The sequence below is a fragment of the Cyclobacterium roseum genome, from assembly GCF_010119225.1.
GTDB lineage: Bacteria > Bacteroidota > Bacteroidia > Cytophagales > Cyclobacteriaceae > Cyclobacterium > Cyclobacterium roseum.
Genome location: NZ_WNKF01000004.1, coordinates 287,167 through 312,367 on the forward strand (window position 1 = coordinate 287,167; position 25,201 = coordinate 312,367).

The 25,201-nt window shown below is 45.5% G+C and carries 13 protein-coding genes; 8 read left to right on the top strand and 5 right to left on the bottom strand.

What is annotated here, in order from left to right:
* Positions 1-23: 23 nt before the first annotated feature.
* The 3 genes from GJQ68_RS08040 to GJQ68_RS08050 all read left to right on the top strand — a co-directional run bounded on the left by GJQ68_RS08040 (position 24) and on the right by GJQ68_RS08050 (position 4,243).
* On the top strand, positions 24-491 hold the full coding sequence (locus tag GJQ68_RS08040) for a hemerythrin domain-containing protein (protein WP_162416783.1): 468 nt from the start codon (positions 24-26) through the stop codon (positions 489-491).
* A 368-nt stretch (positions 492-859) separates the two neighbouring features.
* On the top strand, positions 860-2,728 hold the full coding sequence (locus GJQ68_RS08045) for an arylsulfatase (RefSeq protein ID WP_162416784.1): 1,869 nt from the start codon (positions 860-862) through the stop codon (positions 2,726-2,728).
* A 378-nt stretch (positions 2,729-3,106) separates the two neighbouring features.
* On the top strand, positions 3,107-4,243 hold the full coding sequence (locus GJQ68_RS08050; protein ID WP_162416785.1) for a DUF4221 family protein: 1,137 nt from the start codon (positions 3,107-3,109) through the stop codon (positions 4,241-4,243).
* 212 nt (positions 4,244-4,455) lie between these two features.
* Here GJQ68_RS08050 and GJQ68_RS08055 read toward each other — a convergent pair whose 3' ends face one another.
* Complete coding sequence (locus GJQ68_RS08055; RefSeq protein WP_162416786.1) at positions 4,456-4,962, bottom strand: hypothetical protein; 507 nt, start codon at positions 4,960-4,962, stop codon at positions 4,456-4,458.
* Between the two features lie 662 nt (positions 4,963-5,624).
* Here GJQ68_RS08055 and GJQ68_RS08060 point away from each other — a divergent pair.
* A complete protein-coding gene (locus tag GJQ68_RS08060; protein ID WP_162416787.1) occupies positions 5,625-6,377 on the top strand; it encodes a CPBP family intramembrane glutamic endopeptidase in 753 nt (250 codons plus the stop codon).
* Positions 6,378-6,709: 332 nt separating this feature from the next.
* Here GJQ68_RS08060 and GJQ68_RS08065 read toward each other — a convergent pair whose 3' ends face one another.
* Positions 6,710-7,660, bottom strand: coding sequence for a two-component regulator propeller domain-containing protein (locus GJQ68_RS08065; RefSeq protein ID WP_162416788.1), 951 nt, complete (start codon positions 7,658-7,660; stop codon positions 6,710-6,712).
* 99 nt (positions 7,661-7,759) lie between these two features.
* Here GJQ68_RS08065 and GJQ68_RS08070 point away from each other — a divergent pair, with 99 nt between their 5' ends.
* Together GJQ68_RS08070 and rluF are read left to right on the top strand one after the other, a co-directional pair.
* A complete protein-coding gene (locus GJQ68_RS08070; protein WP_162416789.1) occupies positions 7,760-8,749 on the top strand; it encodes a D-alanine--D-alanine ligase in 990 nt (329 codons plus the stop codon).
* On the top strand, positions 8,750-9,481 hold the full coding sequence (gene rluF / locus GJQ68_RS08075; RefSeq protein WP_162416790.1) for a 23S rRNA pseudouridine(2604) synthase RluF: 732 nt from the start codon (positions 8,750-8,752) through the stop codon (positions 9,479-9,481).
* 1,082 nt (positions 9,482-10,563) lie between these two features.
* Here the strand turns inward: rluF and GJQ68_RS08080 are convergent.
* Positions 10,564-11,379, bottom strand: a complete 816-nt coding sequence (locus tag GJQ68_RS08080; protein WP_162416791.1) for an HAD-IIA family hydrolase — start codon at positions 11,377-11,379, stop codon at positions 10,564-10,566.
* A gap of 1,143 nt (positions 11,380-12,522) precedes the next feature.
* Positions 12,523-13,620: a pectate lyase gene (gene pelA, locus GJQ68_RS08085; protein ID WP_162416792.1), complete on the bottom strand. Its 1,098-nt coding sequence runs from the start codon at positions 13,618-13,620 to the stop codon at positions 12,523-12,525.
* Positions 13,621-14,043: 423 nt separating this feature from the next.
* On the opposite strand from pelA, the gene GJQ68_RS08090 reads away from it, so the two are divergent.
* The gene (locus tag GJQ68_RS08090; protein ID WP_162416793.1) at positions 14,044-14,808 is read left to right on the top strand and encodes an SDR family NAD(P)-dependent oxidoreductase; all 765 of its coding nucleotides are present in this window, start codon (positions 14,044-14,046) and stop codon (positions 14,806-14,808) included.
* Positions 14,809-14,828: 20 nt separating this feature from the next.
* On the opposite strand, the gene GJQ68_RS08095 is transcribed toward GJQ68_RS08090, so the two are convergent.
* Positions 14,829-15,665, bottom strand: coding sequence for an ion transporter (locus GJQ68_RS08095; RefSeq protein WP_162416794.1), 837 nt, complete (start codon positions 15,663-15,665; stop codon positions 14,829-14,831).
* A gap of 630 nt (positions 15,666-16,295) precedes the next feature.
* Here GJQ68_RS08095 and GJQ68_RS08100 point away from each other — a divergent pair.
* Positions 16,296-25,193 (top strand): non-ribosomal peptide synthetase, encoded by an 8,898-nt coding sequence (locus GJQ68_RS08100; RefSeq protein ID WP_162416795.1) that lies wholly within the window; start codon positions 16,296-16,298, stop codon positions 25,191-25,193.
* Positions 25,194-25,201 lie beyond the last annotated feature (8 nt).

The window sequence follows — 25,201 nt, forward strand, 5'->3', positions numbered from 1 at the left end:
AAAACAGGCAAAAATAGTTAAGCATGAAAATTTACGAAGCCATAAAAAATGATCACGATATCCAAAGAAACCTTTGTGACAAAATCGTCAATACCTCCGGAGCCTCAACTGAGCGTAAAAAGCTTTGGGAAGAATTACAAAAAGAACTGGAAGTGCATGAGGTGGCGGAAGAGCGCTATTTCTATTCTCCGCTAATTGATACCGATAAAATGCAGGAAGATGCCAGACATGGCATGGCAGAACATCATGAGATGGACGAACTGATAAAGGAATTGAATGATACCGAAATGAGTTCTCCCCATTGGTTGGCCACCCTCCAGAAACTGGTTGCTAAAGTAAAACATCATTTGAAGGATGAAGAAGAGGATTTTTTTAAAAAGGCAAAAAGTGTCTATAGCGAGGAAGAGGCCGATAGTTTGGCAAAAGGTTATGAAGCTACTGTGGACAAGTACCGTAAGACCTGGCCGAATTCCATTCCTGGAAATGATTAGTGAGTGAATACACGAAACTTCCGATTTCAATGTTGGTGTGAGGGCAATAAACCATAAAAATTTTAAAATCAGGGGTTTACAGATCGAAAAGAGAAGACGAAAAACTTCTTTTTCCTTATATCTTCACATGATCTCATCACAAAGCCATCACGGGATATAATACCATCATTAAACGCCTTGTAATGGAGCTAACATAGTACATGATTTGGTTAACAAATTGGTTGGCAGTTGGAAAGGCATAGCTTTACCTTTAAACTGCTTCTTCCACGATTGATCGGGATCTTGATGGTTGAATTATCTTTCCAATCTAAATAACCAGAAATTTTATGCGGCCTACAAAACCTGGCGTAAATAAACTGTATTTTCTTATGCATGTTGGACTGCTATCTGTGCTTTTATACGGATGCACGGATAATAATGCGGATAATACCCAGGCGGAGGAGCCACCGAACGTGATCCTGATCATGAATGATGATCAGGGTTATGGAGATATCGGAGCGCATGGCAACCCTTACCTGAAAACCCCCCATCTGGATCAGCTTTATCAGGAAAGTGTACGCCTTACTGATTTTCATGTGGACCCAAGTTGTTCGCCTACCCGGGCGGCCATCATGACGGGGCAATATTCATCCCGGTCAGGCGTATGGCATACCATTGGTGGCAGGTCATTGTTGCAGCAGGATAAAGTGACGATCGCTGACCTATTCCGAAACGCCGGCTATCAAACCGGGTATTTTGGCAAATGGCATTTGGGTGAAAATTATCCCTATCGCCCGATGGACAGGGGCTTCCAGGAAACGCTGGTTCACGGGGGTGGGGCATCTGCCATCCATCCCGATTATTGGGGAAATGATTATTTTGATGATGTGTACCGGCATAACGGCATATTCAAACAATATGAAGGCTATGCAAATACCGTATGGTTTGAGGAAGCCCTGACATTTATTGAAAAAAACCAGGACGAGCCCTTTTTTACCTACATTTCTTCCAATATTCCCCATGCCCCTTTACTGGTAGATGAAACATACTCTGCCCCTTATAAATCGGACTTGTCAGACCGGATTGCCAATTATTACGGCATGCTCGCAAAATTCGATGAGGATCTGGGTAGGTTTCTAGGAGAGATAGATCAGATGAAGTTGCGGGAAAATACCATTGTGATATTCATGACGGACAATGGCCCCGGCCCCTGGTTTGGAGGAATTATCCTCGATGAGGACCTATTTGTAAAGGAGGGCTTTAATGCGGGCATGCGCGGAGGTAAAATAAGGGGATACGAAGGGGCGCACCGGGTGCCATTCTTTATTCGCTGGCCTTCGGGAGGTATTGGGGGAGGCAGGGATGTGGATCAACTTACCGCACATATTGATATACTGCCAACCCTCATTGACCTGGCCGGCCTGGATGCGCCTGAAGAATTGGATTTTGATGGGCGGAGCCTGCGACCCTTGTTGACTGATTCGCAGAAAGAATGGAAGGATCGCACGCTCTTTGTTCACAATCAACGGTTGCAATACCCGGAAAAATACAAGGATTTCCAGGTGTTGACCGAGAAATGGAGGTTGGAAGGACGCGATAAAAAGGAACTGTATGACATCCAATCAGATCCGGGACAAAGACAGGATATTGCAGCTCCAAACAAAGAGTTGGTGGATTCGCTGACCAAAAAATACGAAGCCTGGTGGCAGCACATATCCACTGATTTTGACCGGTACAATCATATAATAATCGGTAATGAGCATGAAAACTCGTCCACCATCTATGCCCATGATGCCCTCAGGTCTGAGGAAGGATTGGTCTGGGCGCTTGATGTGGATCAGGAAGGGCTGTATGAATTCCATCTCTATCGCTGGCCCATCGAATCCGGCAGGAGAATCGTAGAAAATGAAGGAGCCACTTTTCGGCACAACCTTTCCCCTACATCCACTTTGGAGGACGACCGCTTTCGTATTGAAACCAAAGCCAATCCCATTTCAGCAGAGATCCGTACTGCCCATTTGATAATTGGCAATCAGGAGCGGCAGGCGGAAGTGAATCCTGATATGAGAGCTGCCAGCTTCCTCGTGTATTTAAAGCCAGGCCAAACGGCCTTAAAGGCATGGTTTTCCGGAGACAAAAACTACAGGGCCAATTACGTGCATATCCGAAGGATTGGACCGGCCGTTAGGCAAGATACCACCGGATATCAGGCAGTCCATGCCGATCAAATTTTAAGAAGGGAATTAGTAGTTGAGTGAAAATTATGTGCTGGGTGAAATTTGCCATTTCATCCCTGATACCCGCTCCTCGGAATTTGCAATTCCGTGGACAGATAAAAGGGGATTTGTAATCCCCGGATAGACATGAAGATCCTCCTAGGAAAACCCTATGCCAACAGTCCATTTGAAATCGCCAGGAATTAAGAACGAGAAATTTCATCTTACAATCAAACCACCACAATCAGCACATCCTATCATCAAACCATCAACACTATTGCTGGTCAATGGCCTCCTGATGCGTTTGTTTTACCCGTTCCGCCAGGGATTTGGGTTCCAGTTATTCTCTTGACCTTAACTTTTTTTAACCTCGCTTTCCCATAAAGTATTTTTAATTTACACCGTCCTAAGTTTTAGATTATGAAACAAATACCACTGCTCTTTTTGACAATGATCGGCTTTTCCTGTGGAAACAAGCCGGAAACCAGCACTACCGATAGTTTGAAAATTAAAATGGATACCCTGATGGTGGATGCAGGAGAGGAAATACTGTATCTGGAAGGAGGCGATTTTGCCCTTGCCCCAGACAGGAAATACCTGTATAACTTCAATAAGTATGACCATACGCTGGAAAAAATAGACCTGGAGGAACTTCGGCTACTGGAAAAGCTGCCCTTTGAAAAGGAGGGCCTAAACGGAACCGTAAGTCCTATTTATCATTTGAATATGCTGGACAAAGACCATGTCTACCTGTCGGATAAATGGAACCTGGGAAAATTTAATTTAAATGGGACCAGAACAGCTACCTATGACTTGCTAAACAATGGCCTGGAAGGGGAGGTACTTACCGAATTCGAGCGTTTGCACAGCAATATCATTATTCCCGGGCAACCTGAAACCGTGTTTGTCCTGGTTTCCAACTGGAAAGACAAGACCTATAATTTAAGAAAAATGGATTTCAGTCAAAACCGGATTAGTCAATATGAAATTGATGCGGAGGGTAAACTTCCAACGTTCTCATTTAAGGTGCCCGGCCTTTCCAAAGACCCTATTTTTAGACCGTATGTTTTTTTATCTTCGGAAAACGGCAAGCTGATTATTTCCACTAATATCACCAATGAAATCCATCTTTACGACCCCATTGGGGATTCGCTGATTTCCAAAAAGAACCAACTCCAATTGACGGCCAATGAAAAGACGGGGAATTACCGGGGAGAATATGCCTCGATGGATGAACTGATGGTGGATTATCAAAAAGTATTGGAACAAGTTAGTTTTTCACCATCGGTTTGGGATGATGAAAATGAGCGGTATTACCGATTTTCCTATAGGATTGAGTTTGCGGAAGAAAAAGAAGCCGGTGAACTGTTTCCTGAAGCTATCGATAGGAATATACATCTTTCGGTTTACGACAAAAACTTTGCGTTAGTGGCAGAAGCCCCTGTACCCCAACTGGTAACTAATCCGGTGCGGTACTTTGTCCGGGAGGGCGATATCTGGATTATTGCCAATATAGCCGATGAATTGGGCTTTATTCGCTTGGCGGCCACTTTTTAAGGAATGGTATTTTATAATTCAGCAGACCGGTAGTTTTCAGCGCTGGTTTGGTATTACCAGCAGAAGAACAATGGTAAATTTCACCCGCTCTCCGGAATTTGCCATTCCCTGGTACAGAAAGGGGATTTGCAATCCCCGGATATTCCCAAAGCTTTCCATTTGAAAACGCCTTGCTACCCTACCATAGACAATGGCAAAAAGAAAGCGGCTTTTTAAAAATGAATTCCTGATTGGCATTCTTCGGTTGGAATTTCAAAGGTGCCGCTCACATTTAAAACCTGGCTAGGGTCATTCGAATGTGACAAATTAATGTTTAGGCTGCCGGAAAGAATCTGGCAAGCATCATTCTCAAAAATATCATTGATGGAAATGGTGCCGCTTTCTGTGTAATATGTATCTGTCTGATTTCTGGAATAAAAGGCTGTGTTTTGGCTAGGGCTACTACCCTCAACCATGGTGTAGGTGGTGGATTCCACAGGAAATGGCAAATAAAATCCAAAGAAATTCACCAACCCTTCATCACCCGCACTTATCGCAATCCGGTTGCTATTGAGAATATTTAGGGCCTTTCGATCAACTGCAATGCGCATATTTTCAAATTCCGCACCATCTAAGGTTAAATGAAAATGAGCCTCTTGTAATGGATCATCCGGGTTATTATCTGCTGAACAAGATACAAATACGATAACGAGGCAATAGGCAAAGAAAAGATTTTTCATGGTTTTTTATTTATTAGAACATCGGGAACGAAGTAAAATGTCATCAAAAAAAAATTAATTGGTTAGCTATTCAGCAGGTAATCAAATCACCAAACCATCCTATCCTCAAACCCGCTCCTCGGAATTTGCAATTCCGTGGACAGATAAAAGGGGATTTGTAATCCCCGGATTCCGTCAAAAAAATAAATCGGGAGACCAATTGGGATCGGGTTATTTGCAATGGCCAGGCATTAGGAACCAGAAATGTCAATCGGGCTGGGTGAAATTTGCAAGTTCATCCCTGATACCCGCTCCTCGGAATTTGTAATTCCGTGGACAGATAAAAGGGGATTTGTAATCCCCGGATGCCCTGCTGGGTGAAATTTGCAATTTCTCCCTGGTTTTTTCGGAAATGTCATTTGAAAAAACAATTTCCACCAGGCCATTTGCAATGGCCATCCGAAAATGAGATTCAGTTTTAACTTAATCGTACCATCAAACCATCACATGATCAGACACTTCCTAAACCAATCGTTGGTGAAACCCTCTTTTTCCACTACATTGAAAGCAGCTTTTTGCGGTAAAGCAGAATATATAGCCCAGAAAAGGTGCCTGGATGACAGGGACAGCAGGAGTTTTACCATTTTCGGAAATGATATATTGAGTAACAAAAATGGATAGCAATGAAAAAAAAGAAGTTTTACCTCGCCCTTATCCTATTTGTCCTTGGCATGTTGGGCATGCTATCCATTTTGACCATGGATATCCCATTGCCGGAGGAGGTATTATCTGTATTGGAGGATCAGTTTACGCCAACCCAGATTAAGCTGTTGATATTGATTAACCCAACCATTATTTTGATAGTGGCCGTACTTGTGGGAACTTTACTTTACCAAAAAGTAAACCTCAGCGTTCCCATAATTGAGAAGTTTTTGGACATCAAACAAGATTCCATCCAACTTAGGGAAATACTTTTATTTGGGATCTCAGGGGGAATTCTCACAGGAATTATATTGAGCCTACTCGGACTTTTCAGGTTAATCTCCCCTTCGGAGTTTGACCTCCTCAGCGGTCAACTGCAACTTACACTTCCGGCAAGGTTTTTATATGGTGGCATAACGGAAGAAATCTTCATGCGTTTTGGTTTGATGACGCTGTTGGTTTGGTTGGGAGCCAAACTTTCAAAGGGAATCAAGTCCCAAATATATTGGATGGGTATTATCATTTCCTCCCTTATTTTTGCTATAGGCCATTTCCCCGTTGTCTTTCAAACTGTAGGAAATCCCAGTATCATTATGATAACCTACGTGCTTTTGGGCAACACTATTGGAGGGCTTGTTTTCGGATGGCTCTATTGGAAAAAAGGATTGGAAAGTGCCTTCCTCGCACATATTTTTGCTCATGTCGTCATGGTGCTAACGGAAAAAATATTTTGATGGATTCAGAGAAATTTTGAATACTTGGGAATTCTGAATAGTAGACGGAAATCTCCATTGGAATGATTACTACCTAATTTTTCCGAGATGGGATTTATATAATGGAAAAATAGATTCATTATACGCCACGTAACCACATTCGAGTAGGCAAAGGGTATCTACGAAAACACCCGCTCCTCGGAATTTGCAATTCCGTGGACAGATAAAAGGGGATTTGTAATCCCCGGATTCCTTCAAAAATATAAATCGGGAGACCATTTGGCATCGGCTTACTTGCAAAGGCCAGGCATCAAGAACGAGAAATGTCATCTTACCATCAAACCATCAAATCATCACATCATCAATAGGTAAACCCCATCCCCCGTCCCAATCCAAATGGCGCCATCCGGGGCTTGGGCTATGGCAAATACGCTGATCTCTTTAAAGGTTTCTTCGTCGTAGGTCCAGTTTTGGTTTTGGTACAGGGCATATCCTCCCGATCCCGCACACCATACCCGGTCGGAACGGTCTACGAAAATTTGATTGACGGACAAGGGTCGGTCGGATTGGATCTGCCGGCCTTCGCTTTCATTGAAGTTAAATAAGGGGGGGCTTCCGGGATCATAGGTGCTGGATAGGGAATAGTCAATGCCGCCAATTAACTCCCCGCGGCTATTTGCCTCAAGGTTGGAGATGGAATAAGGACTGAAACCCAGGTTTTCGGAATCGAAAAGGGTCCAGTCCTCTTCCAGGATTTTTGCCAGGTGCAGGTTGCCGACGCTGCTTTGGGCCGCGATCCATACTTCGTCGTTGCTTCCTACCTTCACCCCACTTACCCAGTGGGCCGGTAAGGGTGAATTGTCCGGAGTGTAAAATGACAGGTCTTCTCCATCCAGCATGCCCAGCCCTCCATGGTTAAATCCTCCCACCGCAAACCACACCCGGTCTTGTGAATCGATGTCCAGGGCTGTAACATGGCCTTCCATATCGTCATAGCGGGTAAAATCCTGCCCGTCAAATTTTACCAGGCCATCAGCAGCCAGAAAAACCTGGTTTTTGCTGTCCACTTTTATGTTCCTTATCATACCGGTGACTTCGGGATATATGGTTTCGTTTTGGCCGTCGAATTTGATTAAGCCCTGGTTTAGGGTGCCCAACCAGGCATTACCCAATCCGTCAAAGGCCATGGCCGTAATGTGGTAGCCTTTCAGCAAAGGTTGGGCAGCTGGTTCTTCCCTTAATTCTTCGCAAGCCATCGAAAATAGGGAGAGGGCAAATAGAGATAAAAAACGGGATATCTTCATGAATAACTTGCCATTAGGCATAAATAATTTTCTTACAATTTAATAATTTTTTCGATTTTAACTTAAAAATCCGGTAATTCGCATGTATAAGCTTTATCCATGACTAAGAAAAAAATCGCCCTGATCATGGGCGGCTATACGGGGGAGGCCGTGGTCTCCGAAAAAAGTGCTGCCGTGGTGGCCCAACACCTGGATCGGGACCGCTATGAAGTGTATCCCCTGCACATCTATCCGGGAAATTGGTACCTGGAAGACGAAGATGGAACCCAATGGCCGGTGGACAAAAATGCGTTTACCGTAGAAATTAAAGGAGCGAAAGTTGCCTTTGATGGCATTTTTAATATCATTCACGGCTCACCGGGGGAGGATGGGAAACTGGCCGGATATTTTGACATGCTAGGCATCCCCTATACCACTTGCGATGCGCTGACTTCTTCCATTACCATGAACAAGGGCTATACCAAAGCCATCCTGGAGGGGATACCCGATCTGTACATGGCCCGCTCCCTGCAGCTTTTTGCCAATGGGCCGGAAGCCGCCTCGAAAGTGCTGGCACAGTTGAAACTGCCTTATTTTGTAAAACCCAATAATGGGGGCAGTAGCATCGGGATGAGCAAGGTGAAGACGGCGGAGGAGCTGGAAGAAGCCTTGAACAAAGCCTTTCAGGAGGACAAACAAGTCCTGGTAGAGGAATTTGTGACGGGCAGGGAGTTTTCCATAGGAATATATAAGACCGATGGGAAAGTTACCGTACTTCCTTCTACAGAGATTATCAGCTCCAAAGAGTTTTTCGACTTTGAAGCCAAATACATACCGGGTGTATCGGAGGAAATCACCCCGGGCCGGATGGAGGAACGGGAAGTGGAAAGGGTAAAACAAATAGCCGAAACGGTATACCTCAAACTCAATTGCAAGGGATCGGTGCGTATGGATTATTTCCTGGAAATGGAGACCGGCAACTTTTACTTTATTGAGATCAATACCGTACCCGGACAGACGGAAACCAGCCTGATTTCCCAGCAGGTAAGGGCAACGGGAAAAACACTGAAGGAATTTTATACCGAGTTGATAGAGGAAATGTGGGCCTAAATGGAGGATAAAAATCGGGTACGGATCAACAAGTATTTGAGCGAGGTGGGCTACTGCTCCCGGCGGGCGGCGGATAAACTCATCGATGCCGGTCGGGTCACCATCAATGGGAAGGTTCCGGAGATGGGAACCAAAATCAGTTCCGGGGATGAGGTTAGGGTGGATGGTGCGTTGATAGCAGCACCAAAAGAAGCGCATGTGTACATTGCTTTTAACAAACCGGTGGGCATCGTGTGCACCACAGATACGGAAGGAGAAAAGGACAATATCATTGATTATATCAATCATCCGAAAAGGATTTTTCACATTGGGCGACTGGATAAACCCAGTGAGGGCCTGATCCTGCTTACCAGCGACGGGGATATTGTCAATAAAATCCTGAGGGCTGGCAATCAGCACGAAAAGGAATACCTGGTTCGTGTCAACAAGCGCATTGAGCCGGATTTTATAGAGAAGATGAGCAGTGGGGTACCCATATTGGGGGTGATGACCCGAAAGTGTCAGGTAAGGCAGTTGGGAAAAAATACCTTTAAAATCATCTTAACCCAGGGACTCAACCGGCAAATCCGGCGCATGTGCGAATACCTGGGCTATCAGGTGGTTTCCCTAAAGCGCATCCGCATCATGAATATCCATCTGGATTTGCCCACGGGTAAATGGCGGGACCTAACCCAATCAGAATTACAAGAAATCCAGCAGCTAGTGGCCCATTCTTCCAAAACGCAGCCCTGAAAAGGCGATTTAAAGCCCGTATAGCCATTTTTTACGACTTTCTTTGAAAGATAGTCAATTCCCTGTTCGATTTTCAAGCCTCATTTATAAAAACACTAATAAAAATGGTGTTAAAATAAAAATACTGTAAAATTTAGCTTAATTTGTTGCAATAGTTTTATTTTATGATTCGATCTATTACCTTTAAAATATCAAACAAAGACAAACGGTCTTGATCTGGTTAAAAAAAGCATACCGCAAAGAGCCAGAAGTTTTGACACAATACTGTAGGATGATGAAACCTGCCTTCGGCAGGCAAGTAAAAAGTGATATTGCTTTTTAATTTTCATCTCTATACAAATTAAGATCACACAATGTAGGGTGATGAAACTGGCAGACATGCCCCCCTGTCTCGGGGGTGGGGAGTACAGTATAAAGCAAATATCGAGCTCGTGTTTTGCCTAACTGCCCCGTGGAGGTTCGAATCCTTCTCCTACAGCAGGTTATTTTGGGTTTATTGTTAATTGACTAAAGCTATGGAACAGTGTTTCATGGCTTTTTTCTTGCATTGAAAAACTAAAATTTTGGTCAAATTATCATCAAATCACCACATCATCAAATCATCTCTCCGTGTCCTCTGTGACAAAAAAAACCCTACCTCCGCACACCCGACAATCGTCCTCAAATCTCCCTCTCCCTACGTCTCACGGTCCCTTCGTCTCCAAGTCTCTCAGTCTTAATCTAATGGTTAAGGGTTAATTGGCTCGGTTCGGATTAAGTTGTAGTCATGGGTAAATAGGCAGGGTAGGCGGTTTTGAATTCAGTCGGGTTGGTTAAGGGTTAATCAATTGTACCATCAAATTATCACCACATCATCAAATCATCCCTTCGATCCCTTCGTGCCTCCTCCGTGTCCTTTGTGACCAAAACCCCTACCTCCCCACGTAAGACAATCGTCTCCAATTCCCTCAGTCCCTTCGTCTCCCAGTCTCTAAGTCTCCCGATCCCTCCGCCTCACCATCCCTAAGTCTCCAGGTCTCTTAGTCTCCCAGTCCCTTCGTCTCTTTGTCACCAAGTCCCATTCTGATGAATCATCGGGTGGATTAACTTACCGGCACTAATTCCTGATCCATTATCTGTTCAAACCTGTCTGTGTCCAACAGGTCCTGAATGCTGTTAATGACATGGTCAGGAGAATAGGCAAAATTTTCTATTTCTTCCCTGCGAGTAGAGCCCGTAAGGGTAAGGACGGTTTTAAAGCCCATTTGTACGCCTCCCAGGATATCGGTTTCCATGGTATCGCCAATCATAATGGTCTGTGCCGACCGGGTTCCCAGTTCTGATTTTGCAATCCGCATCATGACGGGGCTGGGTTTTCCGGCACTGAAAGCCTTTTTTCCAGTGGCCATTTCGATCATTGATACAAAGGCGCCACAGCCCGAGCGAATGGAGTTATTGGAGCTTGGGCAGTAGGCGTCAAGGTTGGTAGCGATCAATTTGGAACCGTTCATGACCATGTTGATGGCTTTGTCCACTGATTCAAGCATGATGGTCCGTCCTTCACCGATCACCACGTAATCGGGTTCATCATCCACGATGGAATAGCCGTTTTGGTGCAGAGCGGTGAGCAACCCTCCCTCGCCGATCACGTAGGCCGTTCCGCCAGGTTTTTGGGAGGCCAGGTACCTTGCCGTGGCAATGGCACAGGTGAAGATGTGTTTTTCCGCTACCTTAATGCCCATTCGGCTTAGCTTGGCTACCACGTCCCGGCAGTTTCGCTGACTATTATTCGTTAAAAACAGAAAAGGATAGTCTTCCCTTAGTAGTTTTTGAATGAATTCCTTCGCACCGGGGATCAATTCACCTCCACGATAAATCACCCCATCCATATCGATCAAAAATCCTAGGTCCTTTTTCATAGTGTATTCCGTTTACTTGTCTGATACAAAAATACGGGTTATTTAATAAATACTAAATAAAAATGATAATAAACTAAATTTAATTATTAATAAGTAAGAATAATGTAATTAAAATGGATAAATAGTATTAAAATGAAAAACGAAAAAACCATGATTTCCCGGTTTTAATAACCACTTCTATCTTTTTTTAAAACGGATTGTTGCTGGTGCATTTGATCCTGAAAGCCTGGTCGACGAAATCTGTTGAGAATTCATTAATTTTCAGCTAATAACGAGCGACTCGTTTGCGAATAAATGCCTAAAAAAGGTTAAATATTAAATATAATGTAAAAATTTGCCATTTTCATTGCTGGGTTTTTAATTTAATGTTGCTTTTATTACCTTTGACATATCAAACAAAGACAAAAGGTCTTAAAAAAGTTTGAAATATTGTAGGGTGATGAAACCTGCCTACGGCAGGCAAGTAAAAAGTGATATTGCTTTTTAATTTTCATCTCTATACAAATTAAGATCACACAATGTAGGGTGATGAAACTGGCAGACATGCCCCCCTGTCTCGGGGGTGGGGAGTACAGTATAAAGCAAATATCGAGCTCGTGTTTTGCCTAACTGCCCCGTGGAGGTTCGAATCCTTCTCCTACAGCAGGTTATTTTGGGTTTATTGTTAATTGACTAAAGCTATGGAACAGTGTTTCATGGCTTTTTTCTTGCATTGAAAAACTAAAATTTTGGTCAAATTATCATCAAATCACCATATCATCCCTTCGTCTGCAAGTCTCTCAGTCTCTAAATCTAGTGGGTAAATCAAGGGGGCCCGGGGGGTGGTCCTAAAGTGCCCGGGCATTGGCGGAAAGCCGGCTTCTTTGTTGAGCAGCTGGATAGCCAATGCAGGAAGGGTCAGTTCCCCTATCCCCGGGCTGCGCCTCCCTTGTCGGCTTACCCGGGGTTAGTATCTTTTCACCCTTTCAGGGTTAGTTCACCACATCATCAAATCACCATATCATCAAATCATCACATCATCCCATCATCACATCATCCCATCATCACATCACCATATCATCCCTTCGTGTGTCCTTTGCGACCAATAACCCCTACCTCCCCACGTAAGACAATCGTCCTCAAATCACCCTCTCCCTACGTCTCTCAGTTCCCCATCCTCCTCTTCCACTCGGGATAGTCGCTTTCCAGCAGCTTTTTTGCATAGGGTCCCAGATAGCTATAACCCACCCGCCTTTCGTGTTCGATCTCGTGTAAGGCATACCGTACCACACTGTCCCTGCCCACAAACATAGGGCGGTTGGTTCCGATTTCGTAAAACCGGGCCCAAAGGGGATCGGCATCCGAATCCGGAACCACAACGAGATCGTAGCCTTTGGGCAAGTCGGGCTTTTCCACCCGGTCTAGTCGGATGTTTTCCAATTTTACTTCCTGAAACCAACTTACAGCGCCTTCAATCGCCTCGATTACAGCTGCATCCGGCTGCTCCAGCTGCATCAGGTATTGGATGATTCCCACACTTTCGGACCCACTAATGGAGGGCAGCTCGTAGGCCCTGGCCTGTACCGGACTCAAATCTTGTGCATCTACCTGGGCACACCAGGCGGTGAGTCGCCCGTTTACCCGAATCTGTGAGGCCAGAACTATTTCCAGGCCCTTATCAATGGCTTCCTGGGCTTTTTTCCTCCTTGATTTACCGGCAAAAGCATAAAGAGGGGCTTCATTGGCCACCTCCCGGAGCAGGTTCATGGCCTGAATCATGGCCCCATCGTTAAAGGTAATATGAGAATAATATCCTTCCCGCAGCGGATAGTATTGCGGCCAGCCCCCATTTTCATATTGGGCTTCCAGCAGGTAATCCAAGCCGGCAAGGGCGGCATTTTTATATCGGGGTTTGCCGGTCTCACGGTACACCTTGGCCAGGTATTCCATTTGAATAAATCCTGCATCGTTGTCCAGGGTGGTACCCATGCTATTCGATTTTTCTGCCATCAGGCTTTCTTTTTCGGTATCCGTCAATGCCTCTGACATGTCTATATTCTTATACCAGCCACCGTTTTCTTTCTGGTAAAGGAGAATGTTTTCGGCAATTTGACTTGCCTGGTCTGTCCCATACCAGGAAGCCTGCTGATCCAAAATTTCGTTCCAGGAAATGCCAACCTGCGACAGGCCTTTATTAGCGGGCCCATGAAGAAATAGGCTGAGAAGGAAAAGGGTTTTTACAAATAGGCATTTTGGTTGCATGCTTTTGATGGGTTTAAGGTTAAGACTCAGGACACAAGTTACTAAAATCTTATAATATTAGCGGGTGATCGAAATGCTTGGTTATTATCTAGAAAAGTTTGGATGCAGTAGTAATATAATCCAGAACGGGCTACTTAATCTGGATGGTTGATTTTTACTGTTTTTGCTTTAAAGGCTGGGAAGCCGGTGCCCAAAAGTTGCAGGAGCAGGGAGGACAGGGATAAATTATACGTTCACCTACCGGCACTCCTTTTCCAGGTAAAGGAATGGGGATATACATGGGATAGCCTTCTGGAACTACTTAGGGAAATACCCTGATCTTTCTCATGTTTTTAGATGAGATTCCAAAGGCATTATGTCCTGTAATTACCTTAAATTTAAGATAGTAAATAAAATCAACGTAGACCTTAAATTTTCTGTATCATGATGTTAAAAAATAAAGTTGCATTGATCACCGGTGGAGCAGGCGGAATTGGCCTGGCCACAGCGAAGCTCTTCTTGGAGGAAGGAGCGAAAGGCGTAGCCATTGTTGATTTTAGTGAAGAAAACCTGAAAATGGCAGAAGAAACCCTGGGATCAGAAAAGGTGCTGTACATACAGGCCGACGTGAGCAAGGGAGAAGAGGTTAAAAACTATACCAATAAGGTAAAGGCCGAGTTGGGTGGGATAGACGTGTTATTTCTGAATGCAGGTATGGAAGGTGTGGTGAAGCCGATGGAGCATTATCCCGAGGAGACGTTTGATCAGGTGATGGGCGTAAATGTGAAAGGGGTTTGGCTGGGCATGAAATATGCCTTCCCCATCATGAAATCGGACGGTGGGGGTTCGGTTATCATAACTTCTTCCGTTGCCGGATTGAGAGGTACGGCCCAGGTAAGTGCCTACGTGGCCAGCAAGCATGCCACCATCGGTTTGATGCGCGTAGGGGCTTTGGAAGGTGCTCCGGACAAGGTTCGGGTAAATTCCATCCATCCCTCGCCTGTGGATAACCGAATGATGCGTTCTCTGGAGGACGGGTTTGCTCCGGGTATGGGGGATACGGTAAAAGAAAATTTCACCAAAATGATTCCACTGGGCAGGTATGCAGCTAACGAAGATATTGCCGACCTGGCGTTGTTTTTAGCCTCAGACAAAAGCAAGTTCATCACCGGTGCTACTTATGTAATCGATGGCGGATTTACCGTATAATTAAAAGTACCCCTGGGGCCTTAGGGATTCAGGGGTGCTAATTTTGTTCCGCATTTCCTGCAGTATTCCGCATCGGCATTCTGAACATGAAGACCGCAATTGGGACAGAAGAATAATTCCTTTTGCTGGGTTTTTATTTGATCAAACCTGGCAGCCGTCATTTCAGAACTAACGATTCCGGTAGGAATGGCAATGATGGCATAGCCCAGAAGCATGATAAGTGCTGCCACAAATTGACCAAAGTCGCTGGTGGGAGCAATGTCTCCGTATCCCACCGTCGTTAAGGTGACAATGGCCCAATACATGGAACGTGGAATCGAGGTGAAACCGCTTTCAGGCCCCTCGATGATGTACATAACCGAGCCCATCACCAACACAATGGTAAGCACGGATCCCACAAAAACCTGAATTTTTGGTTGGCTGTGTTTTAAAGCATTTTTTAATGCCGAGGCTTCACTGATATAATGAGGAAGTTTTAAGATCCGGAGAATTCGCAAAAACCGTAAGGCCCTGATGACCGTCAGGTACTGGGTTTGAAACAAAAACAGACTGAGGTAAGAAGGCAAAATGGCCAAAAAATCCACCAAGCCATAAAATCCAAAAAGGTATCCGGGTTTATCATTGCTAAGCCAGATCCTGATAAAATATTCCACGGTAAACACCAGGGTGAAAGTCCATTCGAGCCCATATAAAAATCGCCCATAGTCCCTATGAATTTCTTCCACAGAGTCTAAAATTACCACTGTGACACTCATCAAGATAAGGATGAGCAACACCAAATCAAAGTTTTTAGAAGCCCGGTCATCGGATTCGTAAACAATATGCGCCAGTCTTTTTTTGGAAGGGAATGGATTCATAACTTCTGGTTGTAGCTGAGATTACACAAAGAGAACATTATTTTAAATTTAAGCACACTTTTTGTTTCAAAAAACATTCTAATATTCAGGATTTCGCATGAGGGTTCGGATACGAAAAGCTTAATTTCCCTAGAAGCTAGGAAAGAGCGGAATAAATTGCATATATTTGCATTTCATATCTATAAAAATGAATTATAGATAAAAAACTTACCTATTAACCTAATTGCTGGATACTTTCCTTTCATATGATTAGTTCATCATTTCTTGAATCCATTCTTCAGAATGCCACTCTCAAATTACGAGAAGTTGGCTTTGGCTACCTGTCACTCTCTCCGAACGCAATGGCAAACACACTCATCTGGAATAGAAACGCAAATCTTCCGATCCACTGGAAAGAATTGAAAACGGGTTTTTGGGAAAAGGTAATTTTTTTTCTATTTTACGAAAGCACCTTTTAACTCATTATCAGGCCGGTAAGGAGGTGTCGATAGGTATTGTTTCAGTGGTTTCTTTTAGAAATCCTGCTGAGGCACTAGCAAAAAGGATTCAAACGAAATTTATAATAAGTGACCTGCCTGCAAGAAATGGTGCACAAGATTGGAGAAGGAGTAAATGAAAACAAGGAAATTTTTGAGCGAAACCAACAGTGACACGGAGGTAGGATCCCAGACAGTCCTTGATTTATTGCGAGCGCAAGTCAAGACTTCGCCTCAAAATCAGGTGTTGACAGATGAAAGAGGGGGGTATACGTACGCCCAACTGGACACTTTTTCCCAAAAAATCGCTTGCTTTTTACAAGATCCTGAATTTGCCCACCTGACCCTGATTCCGGTGAGTATGGGTCGCTCCTTCCGCTACATTGCTACCATTCTGGGAATCCTAAAATCCGGTAAGGCCTTCGTCCCCTTAAACCCTGATTGGCCGGAAAAAAGAAAACGAACGATCCTGGAGCAGCTGGGTTCGGAGGTACTGCTTACCGATGAGAAAGAAATTCACTTCAGGTCAGGAGCTGAACCCATTACCGTCTATACCTACGAACATATTCTGGAGGTTGAAAAGGAGGAAATATTTCCAACATTGAAGGTCAATCCCGAAAGCCTGGCCTACATTCTCTATACTTCCGGAAGTACCGGAGAGCCAAAGGGAGTCATGGTGCGCCACCGACAGCTGTTCGAGGCTACCCGAAGCAGAATCGATTATTACGACTGCGTTCCCCATTTATTGCTGATTCCGCCGCTAACTTTTGATGCTTCGCTGGCAGCCATTTTTTGGCCATTGTGCACGGGAGGAAGTCTTGTCATCAGCTCTATCCGTTCCATTCAGGATGTCGATGTCCTTCCTGGCTTGCTGCAAGGAACCGACACCTTACTTTGTGTTCCGGCCTATTATCGCTTTCTCCTGGATCAGGACCTATTACAAAACCAGCAATTGGAACGGGTAATTCTGGGTGGGGAAAATTTGCCGGAAGACCTGGCAGCCAACCATTTTGGCAGCATGAAGCGGGTACGGCTGTACAATGAATACGGTCCGACAGAGGCGACCATATGGTCAACGGTAGAAGAACTCAAGCCGGATCGGGGTCCGATTGCCATCGGTAGTCCGGTTTTGGGTGTCCGGTGCTATGTTTTGGACCAAGACGGCAACAGGCTTCCCGAGGGAGCGACAGGAGAGCTGTTTATTGGAGGAGGGCAGGTGTCTCTGGGATATTGGAAAGACCCGGGCTTGACAGCAGCCCGATTTCTTCCGGATCCATTCAGTGAGGAAAGAGGAGCAAAGATGTTTGCAACGGGGGACCAGGTTCGCATGCTTCCGGGGGGCTCCTTCGTGTTTGAGGGAAGGAAGGACAGGCAGATTAAGTTGCAGGGCAACCGAATAGATCTTTCAGAAATTGAAAAAGTACTTTATGACACCGGGGAGGTAAAAGAAGCCCTTGCCCTGCTATCCAAATCAATGGCGGGCCCGGAGCAGATGGTCCTTTTTGTGGTACCCAAAGGAAAATTGGATCCGGAAACCTGCAAACAACGGTTAGCTCAGCACCTTCCCGCTTACATGCTCCCGGGTGAAATTCAAATCAGGGATCACTTTCCACTCACAGAAAATGGGAAGGTAGACCAGGCTGCACTGCTGGCTGGGATACCAGCCGATAGGAATAGCACTGAGGGTGGCGTATTCGCACCGGAACTACAGTATCTGAAAGAGGCTTTTGAACATGTTCTAGGGGTGGACCGTATAGATCCCTCGCGCAATTTTTTGGAGCTGGGAGGAAATTCCCTGGCAGCCATGCGGCTAGCCGCCCATTTGAAAAAGGAACATGGCTATAAAATTAGTGTTGCGGCTATTTTTGAATCCCCCACGATCTCTGAACTACACGGATTACTCCAGAAACGCGAGGTTGAAGCACCGGAAGCATTGGATGCTCCTGGTACTTCCGTTAAAGAACCGGTTTCCCCCGTTTCTTCAGCCCAAAAATCCCTTTGGCTGGTGGATCAGATGGAAGGATCGCTTGCCTATCACCTTCCAGTCGCCTACCTTTTAAACGGGAAACTGGATCCAATGGTGCTGGAAGAATCCATTCGGGCGGTGCTGAAAAAGCACGAAGCCCTCCGAACCTGTATAACAGGAATCGATCAGGTAACACGTAAATCTGAAAAGGACTGGCACTTGCTCATCATTGAGGAACCAGGAAAACAATTTTCCACCGCTCATTACCAGGAAAAATTCGCTCCTTTTTTTCAACGCCCATTTGATCTCAAAAGTGACTTTATGATCCGTGGCATGTTGGTTACAGATGGGAAAAATACCCATGCCCTTGGGCTGGTTTTTCATCACATTGCTTTTGATGATTATTCCATGAAGGTATTTCTTCGTGAGGTATTTGATCATTATCGCCATCTACTCAGCGGAAAGAAAATGGATAGGCAGGTTGCTGTTACGGACTATTCGAGCCTAATTCGGCAACAGGAGGATTTGATAAAGCAGCCCGAATTTAAAATTGGCATGGCTTACTGGAAAGCAGCACTGGCGGGAAGTGATACGCTGAAATTGCCTACACAAAACCAACAAGCAAGCTCAGATTTTCGGGAAGCGGGGATCATTCGCTTTGAAATGGAAAACGATGAATTCGGCCCCCTTGCCAAACTGGGTGAAAGAAATCAGGCGACCCTTTTCATGACCTTTTTGGCCGTATTTAAAGTGTTGCTTTACAGGTATAGTAACCAGCGAGATATATCTGTGGGCAGCCCCATACTAAACCGCGATTTGCCTGGCTCCGAAGAGATGATTGGTTATTTTATCAATACACTGCCTCTAAGATCGCGGATAGACCCTGAAGATGCTTTTAGTACCTTTTTGCAGCAGGTCAGGAAAGAGGTGTTGATGGCACTGAAATTCAGTCAGGTTCCATTGATCAAACTGGTGGAAGCATTTGCTGGGGGCGATCGGGAAAGGAAGCCTTTTTTTAACACCCTTTTTGTCATGCATCAAGGCACTGCGGATGCCGGAAACCTTCAGGTTCCCGGTGTCGAAGCCAGGAATCTGGAAACGGATCCGCTTGCCGCCAAATACGACCTAACCTTAACCCTTTCCGGAGACACCAACCGGCTTAGCGGAATCTTGGAATACGATAAGGGGTTATTTGCCCCGGAGAGTATGCGCCGAATGCTTGCTCATTTCAGACGGTTGGTAAAAGTTATCCCCGAACAGCCCCAGCTATCAATCAACCGGCAGCGGTTGCTATCCGGAAAGGAGATGGAAGAGCTTTCAGGCACCCATAAAGTTGATCCGAAGCGAATATACAGGAGCTTTTTCGACCGGTTTGAGGAGCAGGTTCGGGAGTCAGGAAATGCCACCGCCCTCATGTTGGGAAAGGATCGGCTTCCTTTCCGGGACTTGGACCAGCAAGCAAATCAAATGGCGACCTGGTTAATTGGAGAAGGAGTCTGCAAAGGAGATCACGTGGTGCTCTTGGTGCAAAGAGGAAAAGAAATGGTAGCGGCCATGCTGGCCATTTGGAAAGTAGGAGCTGTATATGTACCAGTGGATCCGGCTTACCCGAAAGAAAGGATAAACTTTATATTGGCGGATTGTGAGGCCAAATTCCTGCTGGCGGACGAGAAATCCGTTGGAGTAGCCGGCCTGGCGGAAAATAATGGGAAATTACTACTACTAGAGCACGCAAATCTTGGAAATCCGGAAAGGGATTTGGAGCGGATACCGTTATTTCCTGAACAAAGGGCCTACGTAATCTACACTTCCGGCAGCACGGGAAAACCCAAAGGAGTCGCGCTTACGCATGGCAACCTGGCTGCATTTCTCGACTGGTGTGGAAGCGAATTCAAGCCCGAAAGTTTCGGATTAATGTACGCGGCTACCTCCATGTGTTTTGACCTTTCGATTTTCGAATTGTTTTTTCCCCTGGCTTACGGAAAGCCCATCCGGATCCTCCAAAATGGACTTCAGATTCCCGAATTCCTAGCCCAAGACCAAAATGTGTTGATCAACACCGTCCCAAGCCTGGTTCAGAAGTTGGTGGAAGAAAGGGTGGACCTGTCGGCGGTCAAACTCTTAAATATGGCGGGCGAGCCGATTCCACAAGGGCTTATCGATCGGTTGGATCTGGAAAGAATTTCAGTACGAAACCTTTACGGTCCCACGGAAGACACCACTTACTCCACCTGTGAAAAAATTCAGGTTGGCGGGGCGCTTTCTATCGGAAGGCCGATCGCAGGCAGTTATGCCTATATTTTGAATCAGGATCTTCAGCCTTGCCCCGTAGGGGTTCCCGGGGAAATTTACCTTGGCGGTAGCGGATTGGCACAAGGCTACCTAAACCGGCCTAAATTAACGGCTGAAAAATTCATTCCTGATCCCATGGATACGGTGAGCGGAGCCCTGGTTTACAAAACAGGTGATAGGGGCGTGTGGCAGCAGGATGGTAAAATTCAATTCCTGGGCAGGTTGGATAATCAGGTAAAATTCAATGGCTACCGGATCGAATTGGATGAAGTAGCTTCCGCCTTGCAATCCATTGAAGGAGTAAAAAATGCATCAGTTGTCCTTCAGAGCAGCTCTTCGGGGGAGAAGGTTTTAACCGGGTTTTTTACAGGCGATAAGCAACTCGACACAAAAGAGCTGATAGAAAAGCTGAAAAAAGTATTGCCTTCCTACATGGTTCCATCCCGGATGCAGTTTTTGGAGAATTTTCCGCTTAGCCCGAATGGAAAGGTGGACCGGAAGCAACTTGAAAGCACCCCTGTGCGCCAAATCAAGGAAGATGATTTTGAAGCACCGGCTACCTTGCTGGAAAGCGACTTGCTGGAGCTGTGGCGAAAAGTACTTCAATCAGATACTCCGGGCATCAAAGATGACTTTTTCATGTCCGGAGGAAATTCCTTGTTAGCCATTCGGCTGATCGGGAGGATTAAGGAATCCCTGGAATTTGAATTGAGTATCAGTGCGTTATTTGCCCATCCTACGGTATCCAAACTGGCGAAGTTTATAAAAGAAAAGGAACACCAGGAAGTAGAGAACACCCGGATAACGCCATTCAGGCCCCGTCCGGATATCGTTCCCCTCTCCTTTGGACAGGAAAGTCTCTGGTTGACGGATAAGCTGGAAGGCTCCAACCAGTACCATATTCCTGTCCTTTTAAAACTAACCGGGGAAACCCGAAGGGAGGTGCTTCAGGAAGCGATCAAAAGCATTCTGGAGCGCCATGAAGTCTTGCGAACGGTTATTAAGGAACAAGGCGAGCATACCTGGCAGCAGGTGTTACCCGTCTTGGGATGGGAGCTGCTTGCGTCTGGGCAAAATCCGCCTGAGAATGCTTTCCAAATTCCAAACGAGGATATGGCTGAATTTTTGGAAAGGCCCTTTGATCTTGGGAAGGATTTTATGATTCGTGCCAAAATGTATTCCCTGAGCCCGGATGAATGTTTATTGTTTGTGGTTGTACACCATATTGCCTTTGACGGCTGGTCCATACCCGTGTTTATCAAAGAGCTTTTTGCGCTGGTCAACGCAGAAAAAACGGGCGAAAGTTTGTTTTTGCCCCATTTGAAAATTCAATATGCAGATTATGCCTTGTGGCAGCGGAACCGACTTAGTGGGCCAGGGTTTGAGCAGAAATTGCGCTACTGGAAAGAAAAGTTGAAAGGCGTGCAAGCCCTTAACCTGCTCGGTGGAGCTAAGCAGGTTCATCAACGAACCCACCAGGGAGATATACTGGATTTTTTCATTGCTGAAAACCAGAGAAAAGACATGTTGCGATTGGGCCAGACGCTTGGCGTTTCGCCATTTATGATTTTGCTGACTGTTTTTAAATCGCTTTTGGAACGGAGCAGTGGGCAGCAAGACCTATGTGTCGGTACGGCAATGGGAGGAAGGAAACAGGTGGAAGCCGAGCCCCTTATAGGGTATTTTGTCAATCCCTTACCCATTCGAAGTCATATCCATCCCGAGGAATCGTTTAGACAGATTCTTTTGGAAGTAAAACAAAACGCGCTGGAAGCCTTCGATCACCAGGAGGTTCCTTTTGAGAAGATCGTAGCTGCCACAGCCCAGCGCAGGCAATTTGGTGTCAACCCACTTTTTCAAGTTATGTTTGTCATGGAATATGGCAACGAGGACCTGAACAGGGTAGAAGGGTTTTCCATGGAAGTGATTCCCTACGCTCAAAACACCTCTAAATTTGACCTTACGTTTCTGGTCAAGGAAGAATCCGATGGCATTCGAGTCCGTATCGAATATTCCAAAGACCTATTTGATGCCGAAACGGTTAAAACCCTAGCCGCTCAATACAAGCAGATTCTGGGAGCAGGATTGGCTAATCCGGATCAAAAATTATCCCAGCTACTGCCCGGCCAGAAATTTCAGGGCCTGGGCAAAATAGAACCCCTTTCCGAAATACGTGGGCGGTATACTCCCATACAGCACCTTATGGAGGCGATGGTAAGGCAGCAGGGCGATAGGACAGCTGTGTTTTTTGGGGAACAGGAAATGTCTTTTGATGAACTTAATACCCGTGCGAATCAATTGGCGGGATATTTACTGGAAAAAGGGCTTCAAAAAGGGCAAATCGTAGGAATAGTGTTGGAAAGATCCCCGGAATTTCTGGTAAGTATTTTAGGTATTCTCAAGGCAGGAGCGGCGTATTTGCCCGTAGATACCGGGTATCCGGACCACCGAATAGATTACATGCTGGACGATTCCTGCACGTATTATATTACCGGAACGAACGTAGTTCGAAAGGCTAAAACGAAGGTTCAAAGGATTATTTGGGAGGATTTTATGGATCGGTGCGGGGAATACTCAAGCGAGAATCCGGAGTTCGTTTCTTTGCCTGAAGATGCTGCCTATATAATTTATACCTCCGGCACTACCGGCAGACCGAAGGGAGTGGTATTGGATCACCTTAACCTTTTCAATTTTGTTTCTGTTGTAGCATCGCATCCAGGCATTTCTCCCAAGGATAAAATGCTTTCCGTTAGCTCGGTTTCCTTTGATATTGCACTGCTGGAAAGTCTGGTTTCACTGGCATTTGGTGCACAGGTAGTGCTGGTAGATAACCATCAGCGAAAGGATCCCCGTTTCATCATCAATGAGTTGGAGAAAAGGGAAATCACTGTCCTATTTGCTACCCCATCACACTGGAAAATATTGCTGGAGGGGGGCTGGATCCGGAGTTTCGAAAACCTACGGATCATCAGCGGGGGAGAGCCCCTTGAAAGAAAACTGGCGGATCGCTTGTTACCACTTTGTGCCGAGCTGTGGAATGTATACGGTCCTACTGAAACCACGGTATATGCTACCATTAAGCGCATTCATAGGTCAGAGGAGGAGGTCACCGTTGGAAAGCCGGTACTTAATACCCAGATCTTGATAATGGATACGCATGGAAATCCGGTTCAAAAGGGAAGAAAAGGGGAAATATACATTGCGGGGCATGGTGTAGGGAAAGGTTACCTGAATCAGCCGGAACTTACCAAAGAAAAGTTTGCAGAAATGCCGATCGGAGACGCAATGCCCGTTCGGGTCTATAAATCCGGAGATTTGGGTTGGATCAATGCATTCGACGAATTGGTTGTCAGTGGCCGTTTGGATCATCAGGTCAAAATCAGGGGATACCGAATTGAATTGGCTGAAGTGGAAAGCGGAATCAGACAGCTGGCGGGGGTCACAGAGGCCATCGTTAAAGTTAGAAAAGACGGTCAGGGACAAGCGTTTTTGACCGCCTACCTTACCCTGGACCAGAAAGTGCCCTTTCAAAATCAGGAATGGCAATATCCCGACACCGGGTGGGTACGTAGCTGGAAAGACCAACTGGCGCAAACACTTTCCGATTACATGATTCCGACAGACTTCATTTGGATGAGGGCCTTTCCGCTGCTGGAAAATGGCAAGGTAAACCGGAATGCGCTACCCGACCCAGACAGACGGATCGTAATCCCTTCCAAAAGGAGTGAGGCAGGACTGGAACCAGAAGAAAAATTGGTGGCGGATATTTGGAAAACCGCTCTAGGGCTGTCATCCATTCACAAAACGGATAATTTTTTCGAAATTGGAGGCCACTCCCTGACAGCTGTAAAGGTGATGGTTCAGTTGGAGAAAGTCTATGGTATCCGATTGCCCTTGTCGGTACTATTTAAGTATCCTACCATCCAGAAATTATCCCAGGCCATCAAAAGGGGTATTCTTGGGGATAGTGAATGGAAAAGTCTGGTGGCCATCAAAAAGACCGGATCAAAGCCGTCTTTGTACATTGTACATGGGGGCGGATTGAATATTTTGCCTTTTTATGCCGTGGCCAGAGAAATGGACCGGGAGCAACCGGTATTTGGCATTCAAGCCAAAGGACTGGACGGCATTGAGCAACCCTTACATACAGTGGAAGAGATTGCCTCCCAATACCTTACAGAAATTTTGCAGCAAAATCCGGACGGACCGTACTTTTTGGCAGGATATTCGTTAGGAGGAATAATAGCTTTTGAAATGGCTACGCAGTTGAAGAAAATGGGGAAAAGTGTGGAAAAGCTGGTGTTTTTTGACACCTATGCCATTCAAAGCGATCATCATGAACGTTTTCAGACCCGCTGTTGGAACATAATCCGGCATTTTATAGGAAAGCGAAAATTTGATGTGGAATTAATGATCCGGCATCCGGAGATTTTTAAACGCATCAAAAAAGCCTCGTTTGAAAGGAAAATGAAAAAAATGCGGAAATGGTTTCGACCGGAACCGGAAAATGCAGAATCCTCCTTGCTTAAAACCTATAAGCGAGTAGAATTCGTTTATAAAGAAGCATGCCGGGATTACGAAATCAAGTACTACGATGGAACAGTGGACCTGATAAAGGCCAAAATAGCATCGGGGTACCTACCGGACAAGGAAGGTTTTGGATGGAAACCCCATACCCGGGAGTTACGGGTCTGGGAAGCCGAAGGCGAGCATATTACCCTGCTTTCTCCTCCAAATGACGCCTCGTTTGCGAAATTGTTACAACATATATTAGATCAGGAAAATAAAAAATAATACTACCT